Here is a 16,249-nt window from a genome sequence, read left to right as displayed (position 1 = left end):
GCGTTACGATCTGCTGCCGAGTGGCGGCAGGCGTCGCCTAACAGGCGACGACTTTATCATCGACGTATTGGTCTCCGCCCTTTCGGCAACCCTGTCCAGGATCCCGTCGAGCTCGCCCATCGAGCGCACGACGAGGCGCGCGATGAAGCAATCATCGCCAGTCACCTTGTCGCATTCGATGAATTCGGGGATCTCCTGGATGATGCGCTCGACGATGTGCAACTGGCCGGGCAGCGGCCGCACACGCACGATCGCCTGCAACGGATAGCCCATCGCGGCCGGATCGAGATCGATCGTGAAGCCTGTGACAACACCGCGCTCCTCCAGTCTGCGCAGGCGTTCGGCGGCACTTGGCGAAGACAGGCCAACCATCTGCGCCAGTTCCTTGAGCGAGATTCGGGCGTTTGCCGCCAATGCCTCCAGCATCGCCTGGTCTATTCCGTCAAGCTTTGCAGCACCGTTAGCCATTACTCTCCCGCAGCCTCAGAAAATTAGGCGTTTAAGCCGATCTTTCTTTCACAGAATATATAAATCGGCAGCATCCCGCAATATTCTTGCTTCAACGCAATGGAGCACGCGCATGTCGAATGACATCAGAAGAGGCACGGCTGAGATGACCGCCGCGATGCTGATTTCAGGGACGATCGGCTGGTTCGTCCTCAGATCCGGCCAGCCGGTGAGCGGCGTCGTCTTCTGGCGTTGCCTGTTTGGTGCGGTGGCGCTGCTTGTCGTCTGCGCAGCACTCGGCCTTCTGAGACCGGGCATCATCACATGGCGGGCCTTCGTGGTGGCCGTCCTCGGCGGCGTTGCCATCGTGCTCAACTGGCTGCTGCTTTTCGCTTCCTACGCGCACGCCTCCATCTCGATCTCCACGACAGTCTACAACACGCAGCCCTTCATGCTGCTCGCACTCGGCGCGCTGTTTCTCGGCGAGAAGATCACGGCGACCAAGCTCTTCTGGCTGCTGCTCGCCTTTGCCGGCATGGCCGCGATCGTCGAGGGCAAGCCGGACGCGGGCGGCGCCGCGGGCAGTTACGGAATAGGCATCATGATGGCGCTGGGAGCAGCCTTTTTCTATGCGCTCGCCGCGCTTGCCGCCAAATGGCTGAAAGGCACGCCGCCGCATCTGATCGCCCTGATCCAGGTCGCGACGGGCATCCTCATGCTGGCGCCGGTAACGAGTTTCACCGACCTGCCCGTGGATGCCGGCTCCTGGGCCATCCTCGCTGCCCTCGGCTTCATCCATACCGGCTTGATGTATGCGCTGCTCTACGGCGCAATCCAGAAGCTGCCGACGCACCTGACCGGCGCGCTCTCCTTCATATATCCGGTCGCAGCGATCCTCGTCGACCGGATCGCGCTGGGGCATGTTCTGCAGCCGATCCAGATCTTCGGCTGCCTGGTCATCCTCCTTGCTGCGGCCGGCATGAACCTCGGCTGGACCCCGCGACGGCTGCTGCGTGTCGGTTCCGTGCGTGGATAAGCAAAGTCGGAAACATTCCTTATCGTGATGGAACCATCACCGCCGCTCGATTGAAGCGAAGGCTGGCAGCGCGTAATAGAACGGGCTGTCAATCACAGGATTCAAGATGACGCTTGCAGCCCTCATAGCCTATAGCGGCGCCCTTTTCGTTGCCGCCGCGATCCCGGGACCCGGAATCACGGCAATCGTCGCCCGCGCGCTCGGCTCCGGCTTCCGCGAGACGTTCTTTATGGGCCTCGGCCTGGTGCTCGGCGACATGATGTACCTGACGGCCGTCATCCTGGGGCTCGCCTATGTCGCGCAGACCTTCACCGAAGTGTTCCTGATCATCAAGATCGCAGGCGCGCTCTATCTGGGCTATATCGCCTGGAAGCTCTGGACGGCCGGACTGATTTCGACCGACGTCGCCGCACGTCCGTCGACGAGCATAGGCATGTCGTTCCTCTCCGGCCTGCTCGTCACGCTCGGCAATCCGAAGACCATGCTTTTCTACGTGGCACTCGTGCCGACGCTGCTCGATATCCGGGCGATCGGCGTGCATGACTATGCGCTCCTGCTCGCCGCGACCTTCATCGTGCTGCTCGTCGTGCTGGTTCCATACATGCTGCTTGCTGTCCGGGCACGGACGCTGCTTCGCCGTCCTCGCGCTCTGCAGGCTCTCAATCGTGTGGCGGCGAGCATCCTCGCTGGCACCGCAGCCTTCATCGCTACCCGCGCGGCCTGAAAAAACTTTCCCCGCGCGCCATCGCCGAGAGGCTTTTTTGTGCGGGGAGAGGCTGCCGTGACCAATCGTGCTCTGGAAGGCGGCAGGCTTTGACCCTATTCTCTCGTCGACAATCGAAGGGAGAACACCATGTCCGAAACCCACAAGCCGGGCCGCGGCCGCGTCTATTCGTCCATCACCGAAACGATCGGCGACACACCGATCGTCCGGCTCGACAAGCTGGCGAAGGAGAAGGGCGTCAAGGCCAACCTCTTGGCCAAGCTTGAATTCTTCAATCCGATCGGTTCGGTAAAGGACCGCATCGGCGTCGCGATGATCGAGAGCCTGGAGGCGCAGGGCAGGATCACGCCCGGCAAATCGACGCTGATCGAGCCGACATCCGGCAACACGGGCATCGCACTTGCCTTCGCTGCGGCCGCCAAGGGCTACAAGCTCATTCTCACCATGCCGGAGACCATGTCGCTGGAGCGGCGCAAGATGCTGCTGCTGCTTGGCGCGGAACTCGTGCTTACCGAAGGGCCGAAGGGCATGAAGGGTGCGATTGCCAGGGCCGAGGAACTCGCCGCCAGCATTCCCGATGCGATCATTCCGCAGCAATTCGAAAACCCGGCCAATCCGGAAATCCACCGCAAGACCACCGCCGAGGAGATCTGGAACGACACCGAAGGTACGGTCGATATCCTCGTCTCCGGTATCGGCACCGGTGGTACGATCACGGGCGCCGGCCAGGTGCTGAAGAGCCGCAAGCCGGAAATCAAGGTGGTCGCAGTAGAACCCGCCGATTCACCGGTGCTCTCCGGCGGTAGTCCCGGGCCGCACAAGATCCAGGGCATCGGCGCCGGCTTCGCCCCGAAGATCCTCGATACCAGCATCTATGACGAGGTGGTGACCATCACCAATGACGAGGCATTCGAGAATGCGCGCCTCATCGCCCGCCTCGAAGGCGTTCCTGTCGGCATATCCTCCGGTGCAGCCATTGCCGCCGCGGTCAAGGTGGGCAGCCGCCCGGAGAATGCCGGAAAGAACATCGTCATCATCATCCCCTCCTTTGCAGAACGCTATCTATCGACGGCGCTCTTCGAGGGCCTGGGCTCTTAACGCGCTAGCCGATCGGAATCACGATCCGGGTCTCGGGCGGCCGATGCTGCCCGAGACCCGGAGGGGATAGAACCATGCTCCACCATCTCTCGCTCGGCGTCTCCGACCTACAACGGGCAGCCGCTTTTTACGATGCGGCACTCGCGCCGCTTGGCTATGTCAGGGTTTGGGAGGACATACGCCCGGATGAAGCAGGGCAGGCGATCGGCTATGGCCCGCCGGGTGGCGGCGATAAGCTCGCGCTCAAGCATCAGGGCGACGTCGCACGCGCGCCCGGACCCGGCTTCCATCTCGCCTTCGCCGCACCGGATCGCGGGGCCGTGACGGCCTTTCACGACGCGGCATTGGCAGCAGGCGGCACGGACAACGGCAAGCCGGGCATTCGCCTCGACTATGGCCCGACCTACTACGCGGCTTTTGTAATAGATCCCGACGGACACCGGATCGAGGCGGTCTTCAATGGTCAGGTTGAGGCGTCTCACATCGCGTAAGGGCTCACGCGGCCGCCGTCAGTCTTTCACCCGCAATGCGATAGGAAATGGCTTCGGCAAGATGGATCCGCCCGACAATTGCGCTTTCATCGAGATCGGCAAGGGTGCGGGCGACCTTCAGGACGCGGTGATAGCCTCGCGCCGAGAATTTCATCTTCTCCGCCGCGTCCCGCACGAGCTGCAGGCCACCGGCGTCCGGCTCGGCCAGCTTTTCTATAAGTGCCGTTGAGCACCTCGCATTGGTCCCGACTTGCGGCAAGCCTGCGGCAGCGAAACGCTCGCGCTGCATGCTGCGCGCCCGCGCAACGCGTTCGGCAACGGCGCTGCTCGTCTCGGCCGCTCGCGGGCGGATCAGGTCTGCCGCCGAAACTGCCGGGACATCGATGCGGATATCGATGCGGTCCATCAGCGGGCCGGAGATACGTGCCTGATAGTCGGACTGGCAGCGCGGCCCGCGGGCGCAACTATGACCCGGCTCTCCCGCCATGCCGCAGCGGCAGGGGTTCATGGCCGCAACAAGCTGGATGGCGGCCGGATAGGAAACGCGATGATTGGCCCGCGCGATAATGCACTCCGCGGTCTCCAGCGGTTGGCGCAATGCATCGAGCACCTGCGGCGCGAATTCCGGAAACTCGTCCAGGAAGAGCACGCCGTGATGGGCAAGCGACGCCTCACCCGGGCGCGCCCTCAATCCGCCGCCGACGAGCGCCGCCATGGTGGCGGAGTGATGCGGCGTGCGATAGGGCCTGCGGTCAGAGAGCCTGCCGCCGGAGAGCTGCCCCGCGATCGAGTGGATCATCGAGACCTCAAGCAGTTCCGCTGCCGAGAGCGGCGGCAGGATGGACGGCAGCCGTGCCGCGAGCATCGACTTGCCGGAGCCCGGAGGACCGACCATCAGAAGATTATGCTACATTAATGAGAATCAAAACTGTTCGGTGAGACCTATGCGCGTCGCCTATTCCTATATGAGATTTTCCACCCCTGACCAAATCGACGGTGACTCACTCCGCCGCCAATCGTCGAAGACGACAAATTGGTGTGAACGGAAAGGCGTGCATCTCGATACGACGCTGAGCTTCGAGGATTTGGGCCGATCTGCATTTACCGGCAGCCACTTTAACGAAGGTGCGCTCGGGGTCTTCTTCGCATTGGTCAACGATGGAACAATCAAGCCAGGATCGTATCTGGTAATCGAATCGCTCGACCGATTTTCCCGTGAAAATCCCATGATAGCCGCCGGTCGATTGTTCGAGCTTGTTAAGGCCGGTATCACGGTTGTTACCGTGGATGATGACCGTGAGTACTCGCCCGAGAGCTTGGGGGGAACCGACAACACGGCGATGCTTATCCTTGTAATCAAGCTAAGCCAGTCTCATGCGGAGTCCGTCCGCAAATCTCAGCTTATTGGACCAGCATGGGAGAAAAAGAAGGCACTCGCTCGGACGGATCGCACTCCGTTGACGTCAAGGGGCCCCCAATGGCTGACACTAAAAGACGGAGTATTCGATGAGCGCGAAGATCGCGTTCGAATTGTTCGACGAATTTTCCGGGAGACCATAGAGGGTTTCGGACGACGCGAAATCGTGCGGCGTCTGAACGCCGATAAAATCGATCCGTTCCGCGCCGATGAAAAGAAGCGAACGAAGCGGTCAACGGGCTGGCACACCTCCAGCGTCGCCAAAATCATTCAAAACAGGATGGTTCTGGGTGAGTATCAGCCTCATGTGGGAAGCCACAGAAATAAGAACCGCCGGCCGGATGGCGAACCAATCAAGGACTATTATCCGCGCATCATTGACGACGAAACCTTTTGGCGTGCCCAAAATGCCACCGAGGGACGGCGGCAATCAGCGGGAGGAAGGAAGGGCCAGAAAGGGGCTCACATCCTCCAAGGTCTTGCCCGCTGCGCTTCCTGCGATGGCCCCATGCATATCCAGAATAAGGGGGCATTGCCGAAAGGCGGCATCTGGCTTGCCTGTTCGAGCAACATTCGGAAAGCGGGTTGTGACAATAACCGGCGCATTCGAGTTGACCGCCTGGAGAGGGACTTGTTGACGGCGCTGCTCCACGTCGACGTTGCTGCTCTCGCCTCTCTGGATGATGAGACCCCTCAGATGCTCCGACAGATCGAAGCACTGAAGGCAAAACTCGCCGACGCGAAGGTTCGGCGCACCCGCTTGCTATCGGTTCTCGTGACCGAAGATGAGGAGGTTCAGGAGCAGTTTGTCCAAGTGGCCGCTGAGGTGAAGGAACTTACGAAACAACTGAAAGAGCAGGAAGAGGCAGCAGCCAGCAGGCAAGCCGATCCAGGCACCATCGCACGTTTGGCTACGGCAAATGAACTATCCGGCCAGATAGAAGAAGCAGACTTAGAGAAGCGTCGGGAACTACGGATCAAGTTGACGTCCCTTTTGCGCGGACTGGTGGAGCGCGTCGAATGCCGCCCCATCGGACCAGTCATGATCCTCAAGCCTCGTCTGGAAGTGCGGATGACGGCAGAACCCATGCCCTTCGCATTTCGGATGGATTATGGCGTTGTCTCAATGCTCCTTGAATCTCCCGCCAACAATGACGCCTTGAATCAGTTCTTCCTCGGTCTGGGAGGCGCATCCGGAATGGAGTAACGGCATCGCCCGAGCGCTTGCGCGAGGGCGATGAAACCCAGTCGCCCCGCGAGGGGCGTGAGGCCCTTCCCCCGGGGGGAGGGCCGCAGCACCGCCCTTGGGCGGGGTGGGGGGCATGGAAAGCATCACGTATTTGTACGTGACGGCAGCGCCAGATCATTTCGGATGCGGAACGTATTTTCGGCGCTTGACCTGTGCACGGTCGCACGTGACCATAAAAAAACACCACGTCACAGGGCGGGAACCCTCAGTGGTGCTTTTTCAAGGACAGGTTCATGATTGCCAACGGCGCGATTGTTGTAAAGACCCCCATTTTTGAAGGTTGAGTCCGAGGCTGGGACATATCCCAGCCGACACCGAGGACCTTCACAACCTACCGCGTCAACAAATTTGGCCCGACCACTCGAACGCCATGGTCGGGTTCGAGACCCGCTATGCCGAAGCCCAACGCCAGGCCAGCCGAAAGCCTACGCGTCAGACGAAGGCCCCGACCAATGAATTCAGCATTCGAAACGCCAGTCAGAAAGACCTTGTCCGGAAGCGTATCACCGAGGGCTACGAACTACCGTTCGGCAGAAACGTGGGCGGACGCTATCGGGAACCATTCCGCGAGGACGGTTTGCGCTCGGAGGAGAATGTCGTTCTCAAATACTTCGTATCACTCGTACCCCGCCGTGGTCGTGCCCGTGCGTCCTGGGACAAAGCCACTCTTGACGTCCAGTGTCGCGAGAAGGTCCTGACGCTCGACTATCCCTATATTGAGCTCAATAAAGACTTCATGGCCGCGCTTCGCGTGGATTGCGACGGGATTTTCCCGACCGCCGACGCATGCATCTTCGATCTTCTCGAACACGTTCGGGATGGCCGGATTCCCTGTCTTCCACACATCGTCGTCGGGGACCGACTGAACGATGACCGGTTCATCAGACCACACTTCATCTGGCTGCTCCCCTACGGAGCCGCGGTGTGGAATTCGAAAGACGAACGGTGCCGCAAGGAACCGATCCGCCTCTTTGATGCCGTGTGCCGTGGCCTGGCGGCGGCGTTGCTCGACATCGGCGCGGACCCCGCCGCACCGACGATGACAATGCGGATGAAATGCCCGACGTCCCCGATCTGGCACACGATCACCCCGAACGCCGACGTCTGGCCCACGCTCTCCGAATACGCCGACTACGTCGATACGGGCATAAGCCGGCCAGTGCTCGCCCGTCGCGCCGCTGCCATTCAATCCGGCCTCGGGCTGATGGCGTCGAATGCCATTTTTGACACCCTCCGGACGGAAGGGCAGCGCCTCCTTGCCGAATGGCACTTCGCCGCAGACAGCCGTATGCGCGGGTCGCGAGAGACCCTTGCCGATCATCTCCATCAGGCGCTCGCCATGTTCGCTGAGAAAACCGGGCTTTCCGAAACGCAGGTCGGCTACGTCACTGGCAAGGTCGCCGACTACCTCGCGGCCCATTTCGATCCGGCAAAGCTGGACAACCCACGCGTAAATCGCGGTCGCCTGCTGGACGTCGTGGACGGGATGACATCCGTGGCGGCCCGTCAGGCAGCAGGAGGCCGACACGCCGCGAAGTCGAACGCGGATCGCACCCTTTCCAAGCTCGCCGAAGCCTACCGGTCGCTTTCCACGACGGGCGGCGACGTCACGAAATCAGCACTGGCCGAGGCCGCCAAGGTTTCCCGGCGCACCGTCATCAATCGTTGGAATGATCTGATCTCGGCGATCGAGCAAGGGTGTGAAAAACAGTGTATAGATAAAAAGGCTCCCGCAGGTCCGTGCGATCGTTCAAACACCCTGACGTCTGGCGCAGTCGCGAGCTATACGGCCCTACCCGACAACAGCGACGAGGACACCAAGGCTCTAGCCAGTCACGAAGTCTGGATCGGCTTGCAGGAAGGCCGCGTTCCACGTCTGGAGATACTGAATGCGGTTTCGGCGTCAGTCGGTCCCGCGCCACCCGTTCCGGGTCGCTATGCTGGCGCTCCTACGGCAGACGTCGATTCCGAAACCACATGCGCGAATTACCGCGTCATCCCCTGTGCCGGGGACCGCTATACTTGTCGCTCCGATGCGCCCATCTCCGTCTCAGATGCGGTTCCCGCATTCGGGTGGCCCACGGGTCCATTTTGAAGTCAAACGTGCTGTACGGGCGCGTACAGAGCCTCGTACAGCACGTTTGACCGTTCAAATGGGTCCAGACACCCCTGAATCCATTTCCCCACCCTCACCGCCGAGCCTGCCAGCATGCTCGCTATGTCAACGGCGCTGCCGTCCTCCGCGGTGCTGCGACCCTCCGGGTGACTGCCGCTGTGCGTGCCGGCCGCATTGGAGGCATCGGGACGGGGAACGCTAAGACTTCCGCCCTGCGGGCGGGTTCGACCTCGCCTCCGGCAGGATCGAACAGGGAACAGGCCCTTCACTCCAGAACCCTTAAAATCCTACCGATCCCGTTAACGCCGTCTCCGGCACGGTGCAACTATGCCGCGTTATTTCCTGGGCTCGTTTCTCATGCTGTGATAAAAAGAAAGGGTAGTGAAAACAGAGGCAAAAGGCGCTCCGATGGAGATCAAGAGAACAACCATTCCGGGTTTAACCTTCAGCGTCGTAGTCGAAGAGGTTAACCACAGGGACGCCCTCGGCGGCCTCATATGCTACCTCGCCTCGCTCTACAGGCTCGATCCCAAGACAAAGGCACGGCACCTTGTCCGGCGTTCCCGTATCCCCGGAGCCGCTGCCGAGATGCGCAACGAATTTCAACGTGATGGCATCCAGGCATTTCGCCGCCTCGAAGCCACGGTCTGAAAAAGGACACACCAATGCTCGCGCTTCGCATTCTCGGCCTCCCAATCGCCATGGCAGTCTTCACCGTCCTCTACGTTGCCGCCACCAAGGCCCCCGAGGCTGTCGAGATGGCGAACATCGTCCTCTGGCTCCTGCTGCCTACGGTACTCATCGCAAAGGTCGGGAGACGCATCTGGAAGTGAAATATTTTTCCAAGGCTTCGCCAACTCCGCACCAATTTCGCGTCCGCCTCGCCATAATAGAAGGACTCATAGGGCGGCGATGTCTTCGATTAGCTCGAAATCAAAGAACTCGATCCATTTTTGGCTGAACGAGTTCTTTAATAAATTATTTCAATAGGTTAGCTAGAAACCGTATTGGATATTTCCGATCATTATGTATGTTGGACCTCGTCACAGCGACAGACTTGATCACGAACGTGGAGAGAGAATGTGAGTAATACGAACATCACCGTAATCGATGAAGAGACGCGCAAGGAGCGGATTGCCCAAGCCTGGCGCTACATGGTGCCGATTAACCCTATGCCGTTGGAAGAGATGGAGGCGGCGCTCGGTATGGTCGCCTATTCTACCATCAACGCTATCTCGGTCGAGGAACTGGGTTTCCTTGGGCAGTCGATGCTTGTCTACGGTGACTCGCGAGCCCGCGAGGCAATGTCGCGGTTCGAGGAAGAGTGATCCACTAAGTCAAGCTCAAGATCAGCAAAAAGGAACAAAGTATATGGACCTGTATGTAATGCCTTGGAAAACCGACGCCGACGTGTGCGGCGAAGCCGCCGGAATGTCGTGCGACGGTCGCGTGCTCGACGTCGTCGTCACCTATTGCGGCGACGGGTCATTCTTCTGGGAAGTCGTAGACGGCTGCGACAGCATCGCCTCCGGCACCGCCGCAAGTGCTGCCGATGCCCGACGCGCAGCCGAGGCCGCCGGACGCCGTGCGTTCATCCGCGTTGCCGCCTGAAAATATCTCACAGCGTGATTTTTTATTTGCCGCCGATCTCATGCGGTGAGACCATCAACATAGATCGAAAACATGAGGTAACAGAATGGACTTCAACACTTGGAAAACCCTCGATCCCGTCGAGGACATCGCCCACAAGCTCGGGTTCGATGTCGGCCGATGCAGCGATTGGGACGACTATGGCAGCCAGTTCCGGGCGACGAACGACAAGGACGTCGGCCATCTGGTCACGCGGGCTGCCGAGATTGCTGATGACCTGACGGCCGGCGAACTCTCCGTGTTGGCGGCAATGCTCCATGCAGCGGACTTCTCGCGACAAGCCGACACCTTGTGTGACGGAGCGACGTGGAAGGGACTGGATCGCACTCACGGCGATGAGGCCACCGCGGTCGCCCTCGCCATCCTGCGGGGGTAGCACGATGGCCGACGTCGCACAGGACCACAGGAAGCGCCAGGCAGCGTATGCGGCGAGGAACAGGCGGAAGGCAAAGGCCCTCCGCCGCCCCGACGCCCGCGCGATCGCCGATGCCTATCTGGCCGCGGTCGAAGGTGGCGGCCTCGAACGGATGATGCGCGTCTACATCGGAAAGCTCGCGCCGGACGGCGACGTGGACGCCCGAACCCGGGATGCCGTGGAACTGGTGCGGCAGGTTGCTGTCTTGGTCCTTCTCGACAAGGGCTATGATCTTGCGCAGATCAGGGACAAATTTGCATCAATGAATGGAGAGGAAAAATGAGATATCTGGCCGAGGTCATATGTGTAGACAACGGCAACCGCATCGGTGTCGGAGTTGCACTGGAAATCCCGGACGCCGTGCGTAATGCGTTCAGCACTTCACTCGCCGAACGGTATTCTGCCGGAGAATACCTCGTAGAAGTCTGCCTCGCCGACGAGGAGGAAATAGAGGATTCCCTGCAGCGCTTTCGGCGAGATTAGCGAACACGATCACCTTGTATCGATGTTGAAGGACAAGATGCCCGTTGCCGACTGCCCCGTTCCGGCGTCTGTAACGCGTACCGAAAGCTCGTGCTCACCTGGTACAGGAACCCCTGAAAACTGACAGCTAGCGGCATCGTAGGTCATCCAATCCGGAGTTGACGTTGGCACGATCTGGACAGCCCCCGTCGACCTCGTGACGACGACGCCCACGGTCAGCGGCTGGCCGGCCTTGAGGCGTTCGGCGGGCGACGTGTCGGGGCTTGTGAACTCGACGCGCAGCGCGTCGGCAGGCGGCTGCAGGAGCGATCCGGCGTTAGCCGGCAGGGCGGCAACGGCGAGGAAAACGAGAGTGCGGAAAAGGTAACATGTCATCGGGGAACGAACCTATAGATTACATCAAGCGAGGGCTTATATACGCCGTCGTAGTAGCTCTTGACCCTGTACACTCCGGGCTGCGGTCGCCCGACGAGGTCGTATCCCGTGCTCGTCGGCACCTTCCGCATCCACGGTGGAAGGCCCTCCGCCACTTCGCCGCGGCAGCCATGGCACCCCCAGACAACGACGTCGCCCTGAATTGCCGCGTCGTCGTATCGGAAGATCAGGGATGGTGTTGAACAGAACGAGTTCGGGCCGCACATCGCCGCAGGATCAGCGGTCACGTTGACGCGGCGATCTACGGGGGCAGCGGTCACCACTCCCCCCATGAATACCGCCATTGCGGCGGCGGCAATCGCTATGCGTTTCATTGTGGCACCCTCCCACAAGGCAGTGCATCAAGCGCCACTACGAGGAGCGCCGGCACGGTACAAAACACCGTGAACGTGACGAGCGTGGCCGAAAGGTGCGGCAACCCCGCTAATCCGCAGACCGTCGCCAGTGCAAGCCCGCCCGCCGTCCCGATCATGAGTTTCTTCATTTCGATTTCCCTCCCTTGCCGAGCATCGTAAGACCAGTTTTCGGCAATTGTCCGCGTCCGGCAAGTGTGAGCATTCCGCCGACAGCGCCCGCCGCCAGGCTGGATTCGCCAGCCGTCCCCGGAAGTCCGATCCACGCCAAGATACGGTCGGGTAGCGCCCAGCTTTGCCCGTAGACTTTGAATCCGAGGTACCAGGTCAGATAGAGCAGGACGACTTGCATCACGAGGAAGCCGATGAGGCCGACGATCGCGCCGCCCGTCTGTCCCAAGAACGCCGTCGCCCACATGGAATCCAGCGTCCGCAGCACGACATCGAACACGGGATAGCTGCCACAGTAGGCGAGGATCGCGAGCGAAGGACGTAAGAAGATGTTGACGGTCATCATCAGACCCATCCGCACGGACTCGCCCGCGAAGTCCTGCCCGTTATCCATCCGCATCCACTTCATAGCCCATAGCGGCAGAGCGATCATCGCTTCGAGCAGCGCCGCAACCAGGGCGATCCCCGATATGAGAATGAAGATGAACGGCAACATCGGTATCAAGTAGGCCCTGATAGCGCCGATGAAAAACAGCCCGCCGATGACCCAGTTGCTCCAATCCAAGAGGTACATAACACCTTCCGAACCGAGCAGTTTCGCGATCTTGTTTCCGGCAAGGGCTGCGGCACCCGCCCCCACCGCCAGCGCCGTCCACGCGATAGAGATCATAGCGTGTCCGGAGGAGATCAGGTTTGACATGGCGTCACCAGATTTTGCCGACGACGTCGCGCCCCATTCGGCCAGACCGCGAGCGATCGGGGCGAGGAGCTTCGTCAGGAAGTTCGAGCTTTCATCGCCCGCCGCGGCAAAGTCGTTGGCCGACAGCTTGGCCCTGTCGGCCTCTCCGGATACCTGGAGGCGCAGGACGGCGAAGGCCCGATCCAGCGCGAGTCCGAAATCCCCATCCGTCCGAGGCGCAACGTCTTCCATGGTCTCGTTTGTCATCGCAGTGGTCAGTTCGCTGATCTGGCTCAGTGCCCGGAAATACGTTCCCGCGCTCAAGAAGCCTTCCAGCTTCGCGTTCTCGACAAGCTTTGACCTCGACTCCTTTTCGACCGTCGCAGCTTCCGTCTTCGCTGCCTCGGAAATCTTAGCATCGAAGGCTGCCCCACGGGCGCGGATATCCTGCACGATTGTCGCGGACAGACCCTTGCTGCCGAGCGCCCGCGTCATGGCGTCCGCGGATGAGAGGCCTGACGTCTCGGCGGCCAACTGGGCATAACGCTGCGCCTCGGTCCGATAAGCGGAAATGATTTCCTTGACCGCCTCGCGCCGTGCGTTCGAGAAGCCCTCTCGGTTGTCGGGGATGGTGTACGAGATATGCCCGCATGTCGGCCCGTAACTCCAAACGACCTTCCTGCCGTAGCCAGGGATACCGAGGCCAGCAACGTCGCCGGCCGGTTCGGGCAACGGTGCCTGCCAGCCCCACAGGGAACCCGCTTGATTGTAGACCGCAGCGCAAATTTCGTGTTGCAGGATCGCCATGGCTACCGTCGATCCCGAGGACGACGCCGGGAGGATTGTCGTCTTCCCCGAAGCCACCGTATCTACGAACACGGTCCACGAGGCGTCCGCCAAATTGATGCCGCCTCGGGCAACGACGTCGCGCAGCAGGTAGTGTGCAGGAGAAAACCCGGTCGACGGCGTCGGGATCAGGAGTCCCAAACCGACGATCACCCTCAACGGCGTCCATATCTGATGCCATCGGTCCCCAAGCGTTTTCCCGGTATACGCCGACTGTACGATACCGGAAACGACACTGTAACCGAGTATCACGGCACAGAACCCGAAGAGCGCCGACGTGAATATCTGCAACGTCTGTCCCCATGGCGACGTCGAATCCGTCGGCAAGACCGCCTTGACCAACTGCCATGCGAGATTCGAGTCAGGAGGCTCCGAAAACAGACTACCTATGTAACCGATCATTTCGGAACTCCTGGTTTGGGACCTGTTGGCCCGTCTGGACCATCAGGCGTGTCATCGTTCTTCGCGTTGGCGTCATTGGCGTCGTCGCCCAGATCGAGCACTTTCGTCTCGGTTTCGGTCAGCACCACAGCGACGACAGGCAAAGCCAGCCGCGACGGACGCGGCTTGGCCGCCGTCCCATTTGATCCGGTCTTGCCCGCGCTGCCCTTGTCGTCGCCGCCGTCGCCGGCCTTCGCGTCGGTATCGGTCGGCGCGACTTCGAAATCCGCCGCGCTCTTGAGTTCGTCCGCGCCGTCAAGGATCGTCTGGCCGATCCCCGCGAGTTCGGGCAGGCAATGCCAGATCGCGGCCAACTTGGGGCGGGCGCGAGGCTGTATGTCCTTCTCGTGGAGCAGTTCCGCATGATGCCGGATACGCTGCTCCAGCGTCCGCCAGCCCGCCGCGTCCCCCGACGTCGCCAGCGTTTCCAGGTACGCGAGGAGCGCCGGGGATTCGGCCTCCAGGAACGTCTGCCGATGGTGTGTTGGTCGTCCGCGTACCAACAGGCACCACCGCACTACGTCCACGGCTGCCCCGTGTGCCGGATCGAGGTGGGACATTCCGATATCGCGCAGGACCGCACAGGCGTTCCGCCAAAAAATCTCTTCGCCGACGTCCTTCATGGCGTCATCCCTCCCGGCGTTGGTGCAGGCTCATCCAGTGCAGCGGCAAGCGCATGCGACAAGGTCCGGATTTCCTGCTGTGCAGCGATGAGGCGTTGCCGCTGTTGGCGGAAGGCATAGCTCGCATCGGCAGCCTTTCGCTCAAACTCACGTCGTGAATTTCGTTCTCGACTAGCGGCGGCTCTAGCCTTCTCTACGGCAGCCTTCGCCGCGGCGATCTCGGCGGCATATTCCTGTCGGACACTCTCACGTAGAGAGGACTCCCGCGCCCCGTCGAGGACAGCGCGTACGGCCCCGCCGACGCCTTTCAGGCGATCCGCCGAAGCCTTCACCTTCGCGGCGTCCGCCCTGATCGCCGCAGCGCTCCGTTTCGTGTTTTCGATGTATGCGCGGCCCTTCGCTTCCACGACGGCAGCCCGCTCCACGGCCTGCTTGAGCGCCGCCGCCTGGGCCTTCTCCTGGTGCCATTGCGCCCGTGTCAGGCGGCGTTTCCCGGCACCGAGGCGAGTCAGACCAGCAGGAACGGCAACCCGCTGGTGGTAATCGTCCAACCACGCCCGCAGACCCCCGACGTATGCGCGGTTCGCCCGCTTATCCAAAGCCTTCTTATCCTCACCCGGAAGTATCCCCTCGGCGACGATGGCGTTCTTTTCGACATAACCGGGGTGCAGCCGTCCGGCCCGCATTTCGGTGTCGTCAGGGAGAAGGTAGGCATGGAGATGCGGATGGCTTTCGTCCGTGTGCCGGACGACGGACACGAGTTGGTCACCATACTGTTGCCTGAGCCAAGCGATCGAGGCCCGCTCCCATTTCTGGACGTCACGGCGGACGTCGGCGCTGGCACGGTATTCCTCCATGGTCGCGGGGTGGCTGAAGACGACGGCAGCCAGGGTGTTCTGATCCTTGCGGATCGCTTTGTGTGTCGTCTTGCCGTTCTTGTCCGTCCGCGGTGTTTTCGCCGTCGCCGCCCGTTCGTCGTGCAGCGTGCGCAGCGCGTCCACGTCGAGGCCGTATACGACTTCCGGGGGCTTCGGGGATTGGACATGCGCCGATGCCGAGGGAACCCGTGAGACCTCATCAAGAATGAAATCCGTGGTTCGCCCCGCCTTGTCGGAACGGGCAAAAATTTCGATGCGGGCAAACTGGTAGGCCATTGTAGGCGCTCGGAGAAATACCCAAAGCGTGCCTACCGGCGAAGCACAGGACAACAGAAAAGTGAGTTATATGGACCGAATATAGCTTATCACTGCGTTCTAAGCATCGGCCATTTCATGGGTTCCTGACGGGGCCCTGCCGTCGTCGTTTACGACGAGCTTACCGCTTAGTGTCCTTGATGACTTCTCCTCCCAACGCTGGAGGCTCAGGTGTTGGTCGGTTTGCGGAAAACCTTCGGCCAGACGGCGACCCTGTCGTCAGTGGCAGGTCACGCTATTTAATGCCCCGCAGAAGAATTGGCTGACCCCAGCCAATCTTGACATCGCAGGTAGCCGGGTTGCATAGCAGGCCGCCATTCAACGGACAAAGGGTGGCTTCCACCTCCTGTTAACCTATTGTTGACAATAACTAGCCCTCCTT

20 protein-coding genes and 1 pseudogene are annotated in these 16,249 nt (G+C 60.9%); 13 read left to right on the top strand and 8 right to left on the bottom strand.

Annotation, left to right across the window (positions count from 1 at the left end):
• Window positions 1-3 precede the first annotated feature (3 nt).
• Complete coding sequence (locus EV286_RS14860; RefSeq protein WP_132957908.1) at window positions 4-468, bottom strand: Lrp/AsnC family transcriptional regulator; 465 nt, start codon at window positions 466-468, stop codon at window positions 4-6.
• Window positions 469-580: 112 nt separating this feature from the next.
• Between EV286_RS14860 and EV286_RS14855 the strand changes: the two genes are divergently transcribed.
• The 4 genes from EV286_RS14855 (at window position 581) to EV286_RS14840 (ending at window position 3,796) form a co-directional block, all read left to right on the top strand.
• Entirely contained in the window at window positions 581-1,483 is a 903-nt protein-coding gene (locus EV286_RS14855) for a DMT family transporter (protein ID WP_132957907.1), read from the top strand.
• Window positions 1,484-1,589: 106 nt separating this feature from the next.
• Window positions 1,590-2,207 (top strand): LysE family translocator, encoded by a 618-nt coding sequence (locus EV286_RS14850; RefSeq protein WP_132957906.1) that lies wholly within the window; start codon window positions 1,590-1,592, stop codon window positions 2,205-2,207.
• Window positions 2,208-2,336: 129 nt separating this feature from the next.
• Window positions 2,337-3,305: a cysteine synthase A gene (cysK, locus tag EV286_RS14845; RefSeq protein ID WP_132957905.1), complete on the top strand. Its 969-nt coding sequence runs from the start codon at window positions 2,337-2,339 to the stop codon at window positions 3,303-3,305.
• A gap of 74 nt (window positions 3,306-3,379) precedes the next feature.
• Complete coding sequence (locus tag EV286_RS14840) at window positions 3,380-3,796, top strand: VOC family protein (protein ID WP_132957904.1); 417 nt, start codon at window positions 3,380-3,382, stop codon at window positions 3,794-3,796.
• Window positions 3,797-3,800: 4 nt separating this feature from the next.
• On the opposite strand, the pseudogene EV286_RS14835 reads toward EV286_RS14840, so the two are convergent.
• Window positions 3,801-4,703 (bottom strand): annotated as a pseudogene (locus tag EV286_RS14835) (ATP-binding protein); the annotation flags it as partial.
• Between the two features lie 37 nt (window positions 4,704-4,740).
• Between EV286_RS14835 and EV286_RS14830 the strand changes: the two are divergent.
• From EV286_RS14830 to EV286_RS14795, 9 genes are all read left to right on the top strand, one after another.
• Window positions 4,741-6,420 (top strand): recombinase family protein, encoded by a 1,680-nt coding sequence (locus tag EV286_RS14830; RefSeq protein ID WP_165932852.1) that lies wholly within the window; start codon window positions 4,741-4,743, stop codon window positions 6,418-6,420.
• A 412-nt stretch (window positions 6,421-6,832) separates the two neighbouring features.
• Window positions 6,833-8,557, top strand: a complete 1,725-nt coding sequence (locus EV286_RS14825; RefSeq protein ID WP_132957902.1) for a hypothetical protein — start codon at window positions 6,833-6,835, stop codon at window positions 8,555-8,557.
• A gap of 429 nt (window positions 8,558-8,986) precedes the next feature.
• Window positions 8,987-9,229: a hypothetical protein gene (locus EV286_RS14820; protein WP_132957901.1), complete on the top strand. Its 243-nt coding sequence runs from the start codon at window positions 8,987-8,989 to the stop codon at window positions 9,227-9,229.
• Window positions 9,230-9,243: 14 nt separating this feature from the next.
• Entirely contained in the window at window positions 9,244-9,411 is a 168-nt protein-coding gene (locus EV286_RS31975) for a hypothetical protein (protein ID WP_165932851.1), read from the top strand.
• A 249-nt stretch (window positions 9,412-9,660) separates the two neighbouring features.
• Entirely contained in the window at window positions 9,661-9,906 is a 246-nt protein-coding gene (locus tag EV286_RS14815; RefSeq protein WP_132957900.1) for a hypothetical protein, read from the top strand.
• 58 nt (window positions 9,907-9,964) lie between these two features.
• On the top strand, window positions 9,965-10,189 hold the full coding sequence (locus tag EV286_RS14810; RefSeq protein ID WP_165932850.1) for a hypothetical protein: 225 nt from the start codon (window positions 9,965-9,967) through the stop codon (window positions 10,187-10,189).
• 85 nt (window positions 10,190-10,274) lie between these two features.
• Window positions 10,275-10,604 (top strand): hypothetical protein, encoded by a 330-nt coding sequence (locus tag EV286_RS14805; protein WP_132957898.1) that lies wholly within the window; start codon window positions 10,275-10,277, stop codon window positions 10,602-10,604.
• A gap of 4 nt (window positions 10,605-10,608) precedes the next feature.
• Window positions 10,609-10,926: a hypothetical protein gene (locus EV286_RS14800; RefSeq protein ID WP_132957897.1), complete on the top strand. Its 318-nt coding sequence runs from the start codon at window positions 10,609-10,611 to the stop codon at window positions 10,924-10,926.
• Window positions 10,923-11,126, top strand: a complete 204-nt coding sequence (locus EV286_RS14795) for a hypothetical protein (protein ID WP_132957896.1) — start codon at window positions 10,923-10,925, stop codon at window positions 11,124-11,126. The genes EV286_RS14800 and EV286_RS14795 overlap by 4 nt, the downstream gene beginning before the upstream one ends.
• 9 nt (window positions 11,127-11,135) lie before the next feature.
• Here EV286_RS14795 and EV286_RS14790 read toward each other — a convergent pair whose 3' ends face one another.
• Genes EV286_RS14790 through EV286_RS14770 form a run of 6 tightly spaced genes read right to left on the bottom strand, consistent with a single transcriptional unit; the run spans window position 11,136 to window position 15,828 of the window.
• A complete protein-coding gene (locus EV286_RS14790) occupies window positions 11,136-11,501 on the bottom strand; it encodes a putative Ig domain-containing protein (protein ID WP_132957895.1) in 366 nt (121 codons plus the stop codon).
• Window positions 11,498-11,875 carry a hypothetical protein gene (locus EV286_RS14785; RefSeq protein ID WP_132957894.1) on the bottom strand — a complete coding sequence of 126 codons (378 nt, stop codon included), beginning with the start codon at window positions 11,873-11,875 and terminating at the stop codon, window positions 11,498-11,500. Before EV286_RS14785 ends, EV286_RS14790 begins: the two co-directional genes overlap by 4 nt.
• Window positions 11,872-12,045 (bottom strand): hypothetical protein, encoded by a 174-nt coding sequence (locus tag EV286_RS31970; RefSeq protein ID WP_165932849.1) that lies wholly within the window; start codon window positions 12,043-12,045, stop codon window positions 11,872-11,874. The genes EV286_RS14785 and EV286_RS31970 overlap by 4 nt, the downstream gene beginning before the upstream one ends.
• A complete protein-coding gene (locus EV286_RS14780) occupies window positions 12,042-14,012 on the bottom strand; it encodes a DotA/TraY family protein (protein WP_132957893.1) in 1,971 nt (656 codons plus the stop codon). Before EV286_RS14780 ends, EV286_RS31970 begins: the two co-directional genes overlap by 4 nt.
• On the bottom strand, window positions 14,009-14,674 hold the full coding sequence (locus EV286_RS14775) for a hypothetical protein (RefSeq protein ID WP_132957892.1): 666 nt from the start codon (window positions 14,672-14,674) through the stop codon (window positions 14,009-14,011). The genes EV286_RS14780 and EV286_RS14775 overlap by 4 nt, the downstream gene beginning before the upstream one ends.
• Window positions 14,671-15,828 (bottom strand): plasmid recombination protein, encoded by a 1,158-nt coding sequence (locus tag EV286_RS14770; protein WP_132957891.1) that lies wholly within the window; start codon window positions 15,826-15,828, stop codon window positions 14,671-14,673. Before EV286_RS14770 ends, EV286_RS14775 begins: the two co-directional genes overlap by 4 nt.
• Window positions 15,829-16,249 lie beyond the last annotated feature (421 nt).

Source organism: Rhizobium sp. BK251 (genome assembly GCF_004345245.1).
Lineage (GTDB): Bacteria > Pseudomonadota > Alphaproteobacteria > Rhizobiales > Rhizobiaceae > Rhizobium.
The sequence above is the reverse complement of the archived record's forward strand: the minus strand, read 5'-3'. Positions and strand labels throughout refer to the sequence as shown.

Coding starts and splice junctions, on each gene's coding strand:
- EV286_RS14770 (WP_132957891.1), bottom strand. CDS start 15,828: ATGGCCTACCAGTTTGCCCGCATCGAAATTTTTGCCCGTTCCGACAAG.
- EV286_RS14795 (WP_132957896.1), top strand. CDS start 10,923: ATGAGATATCTGGCCGAGGTCATATGTGTAGACAACGGCAACCGCATC.
- EV286_RS14820 (WP_132957901.1), top strand. CDS start 8,987: ATGGAGATCAAGAGAACAACCATTCCGGGTTTAACCTTCAGCGTCGTA.
- EV286_RS14860 (WP_132957908.1), bottom strand. CDS start 468: ATGGCTAACGGTGCTGCAAAGCTTGACGGAATAGACCAGGCGATGCTG.
- EV286_RS14790 (WP_132957895.1), bottom strand. CDS start 11,501: ATGACATGTTACCTTTTCCGCACTCTCGTTTTCCTCGCCGTTGCCGCC.
- EV286_RS14810 (WP_165932850.1), top strand. CDS start 9,965: ATGCCTTGGAAAACCGACGCCGACGTGTGCGGCGAAGCCGCCGGAATG.
- EV286_RS31970 (WP_165932849.1), bottom strand. CDS start 12,045: ATGAAGAAACTCATGATCGGGACGGCGGGCGGGCTTGCACTGGCGACG.
- EV286_RS14780 (WP_132957893.1), bottom strand. CDS start 14,012: ATGATCGGTTACATAGGTAGTCTGTTTTCGGAGCCTCCTGACTCGAAT.
- EV286_RS14805 (WP_132957898.1), top strand. CDS start 10,275: ATGGACTTCAACACTTGGAAAACCCTCGATCCCGTCGAGGACATCGCC.
- EV286_RS14825 (WP_132957902.1), top strand. CDS start 6,833: ATGGTCGGGTTCGAGACCCGCTATGCCGAAGCCCAACGCCAGGCCAGC.
- EV286_RS14785 (WP_132957894.1), bottom strand. CDS start 11,875: ATGAAACGCATAGCGATTGCCGCCGCCGCAATGGCGGTATTCATGGGG.
- EV286_RS14850 (WP_132957906.1), top strand. CDS start 1,590: ATGACGCTTGCAGCCCTCATAGCCTATAGCGGCGCCCTTTTCGTTGCC.
- EV286_RS14840 (WP_132957904.1), top strand. CDS start 3,380: ATGCTCCACCATCTCTCGCTCGGCGTCTCCGACCTACAACGGGCAGCC.
- EV286_RS14800 (WP_132957897.1), top strand. CDS start 10,609: ATGGCCGACGTCGCACAGGACCACAGGAAGCGCCAGGCAGCGTATGCG.
- EV286_RS14855 (WP_132957907.1), top strand. CDS start 581: ATGTCGAATGACATCAGAAGAGGCACGGCTGAGATGACCGCCGCGATG.
- EV286_RS14830 (WP_165932852.1), top strand. CDS start 4,741: ATGCGCGTCGCCTATTCCTATATGAGATTTTCCACCCCTGACCAAATC.
- cysK (WP_132957905.1), top strand. CDS start 2,337: ATGTCCGAAACCCACAAGCCGGGCCGCGGCCGCGTCTATTCGTCCATC.
- EV286_RS31975 (WP_165932851.1), top strand. CDS start 9,244: ATGCTCGCGCTTCGCATTCTCGGCCTCCCAATCGCCATGGCAGTCTTC.
- EV286_RS14775 (WP_132957892.1), bottom strand. CDS start 14,674: ATGAAGGACGTCGGCGAAGAGATTTTTTGGCGGAACGCCTGTGCGGTC.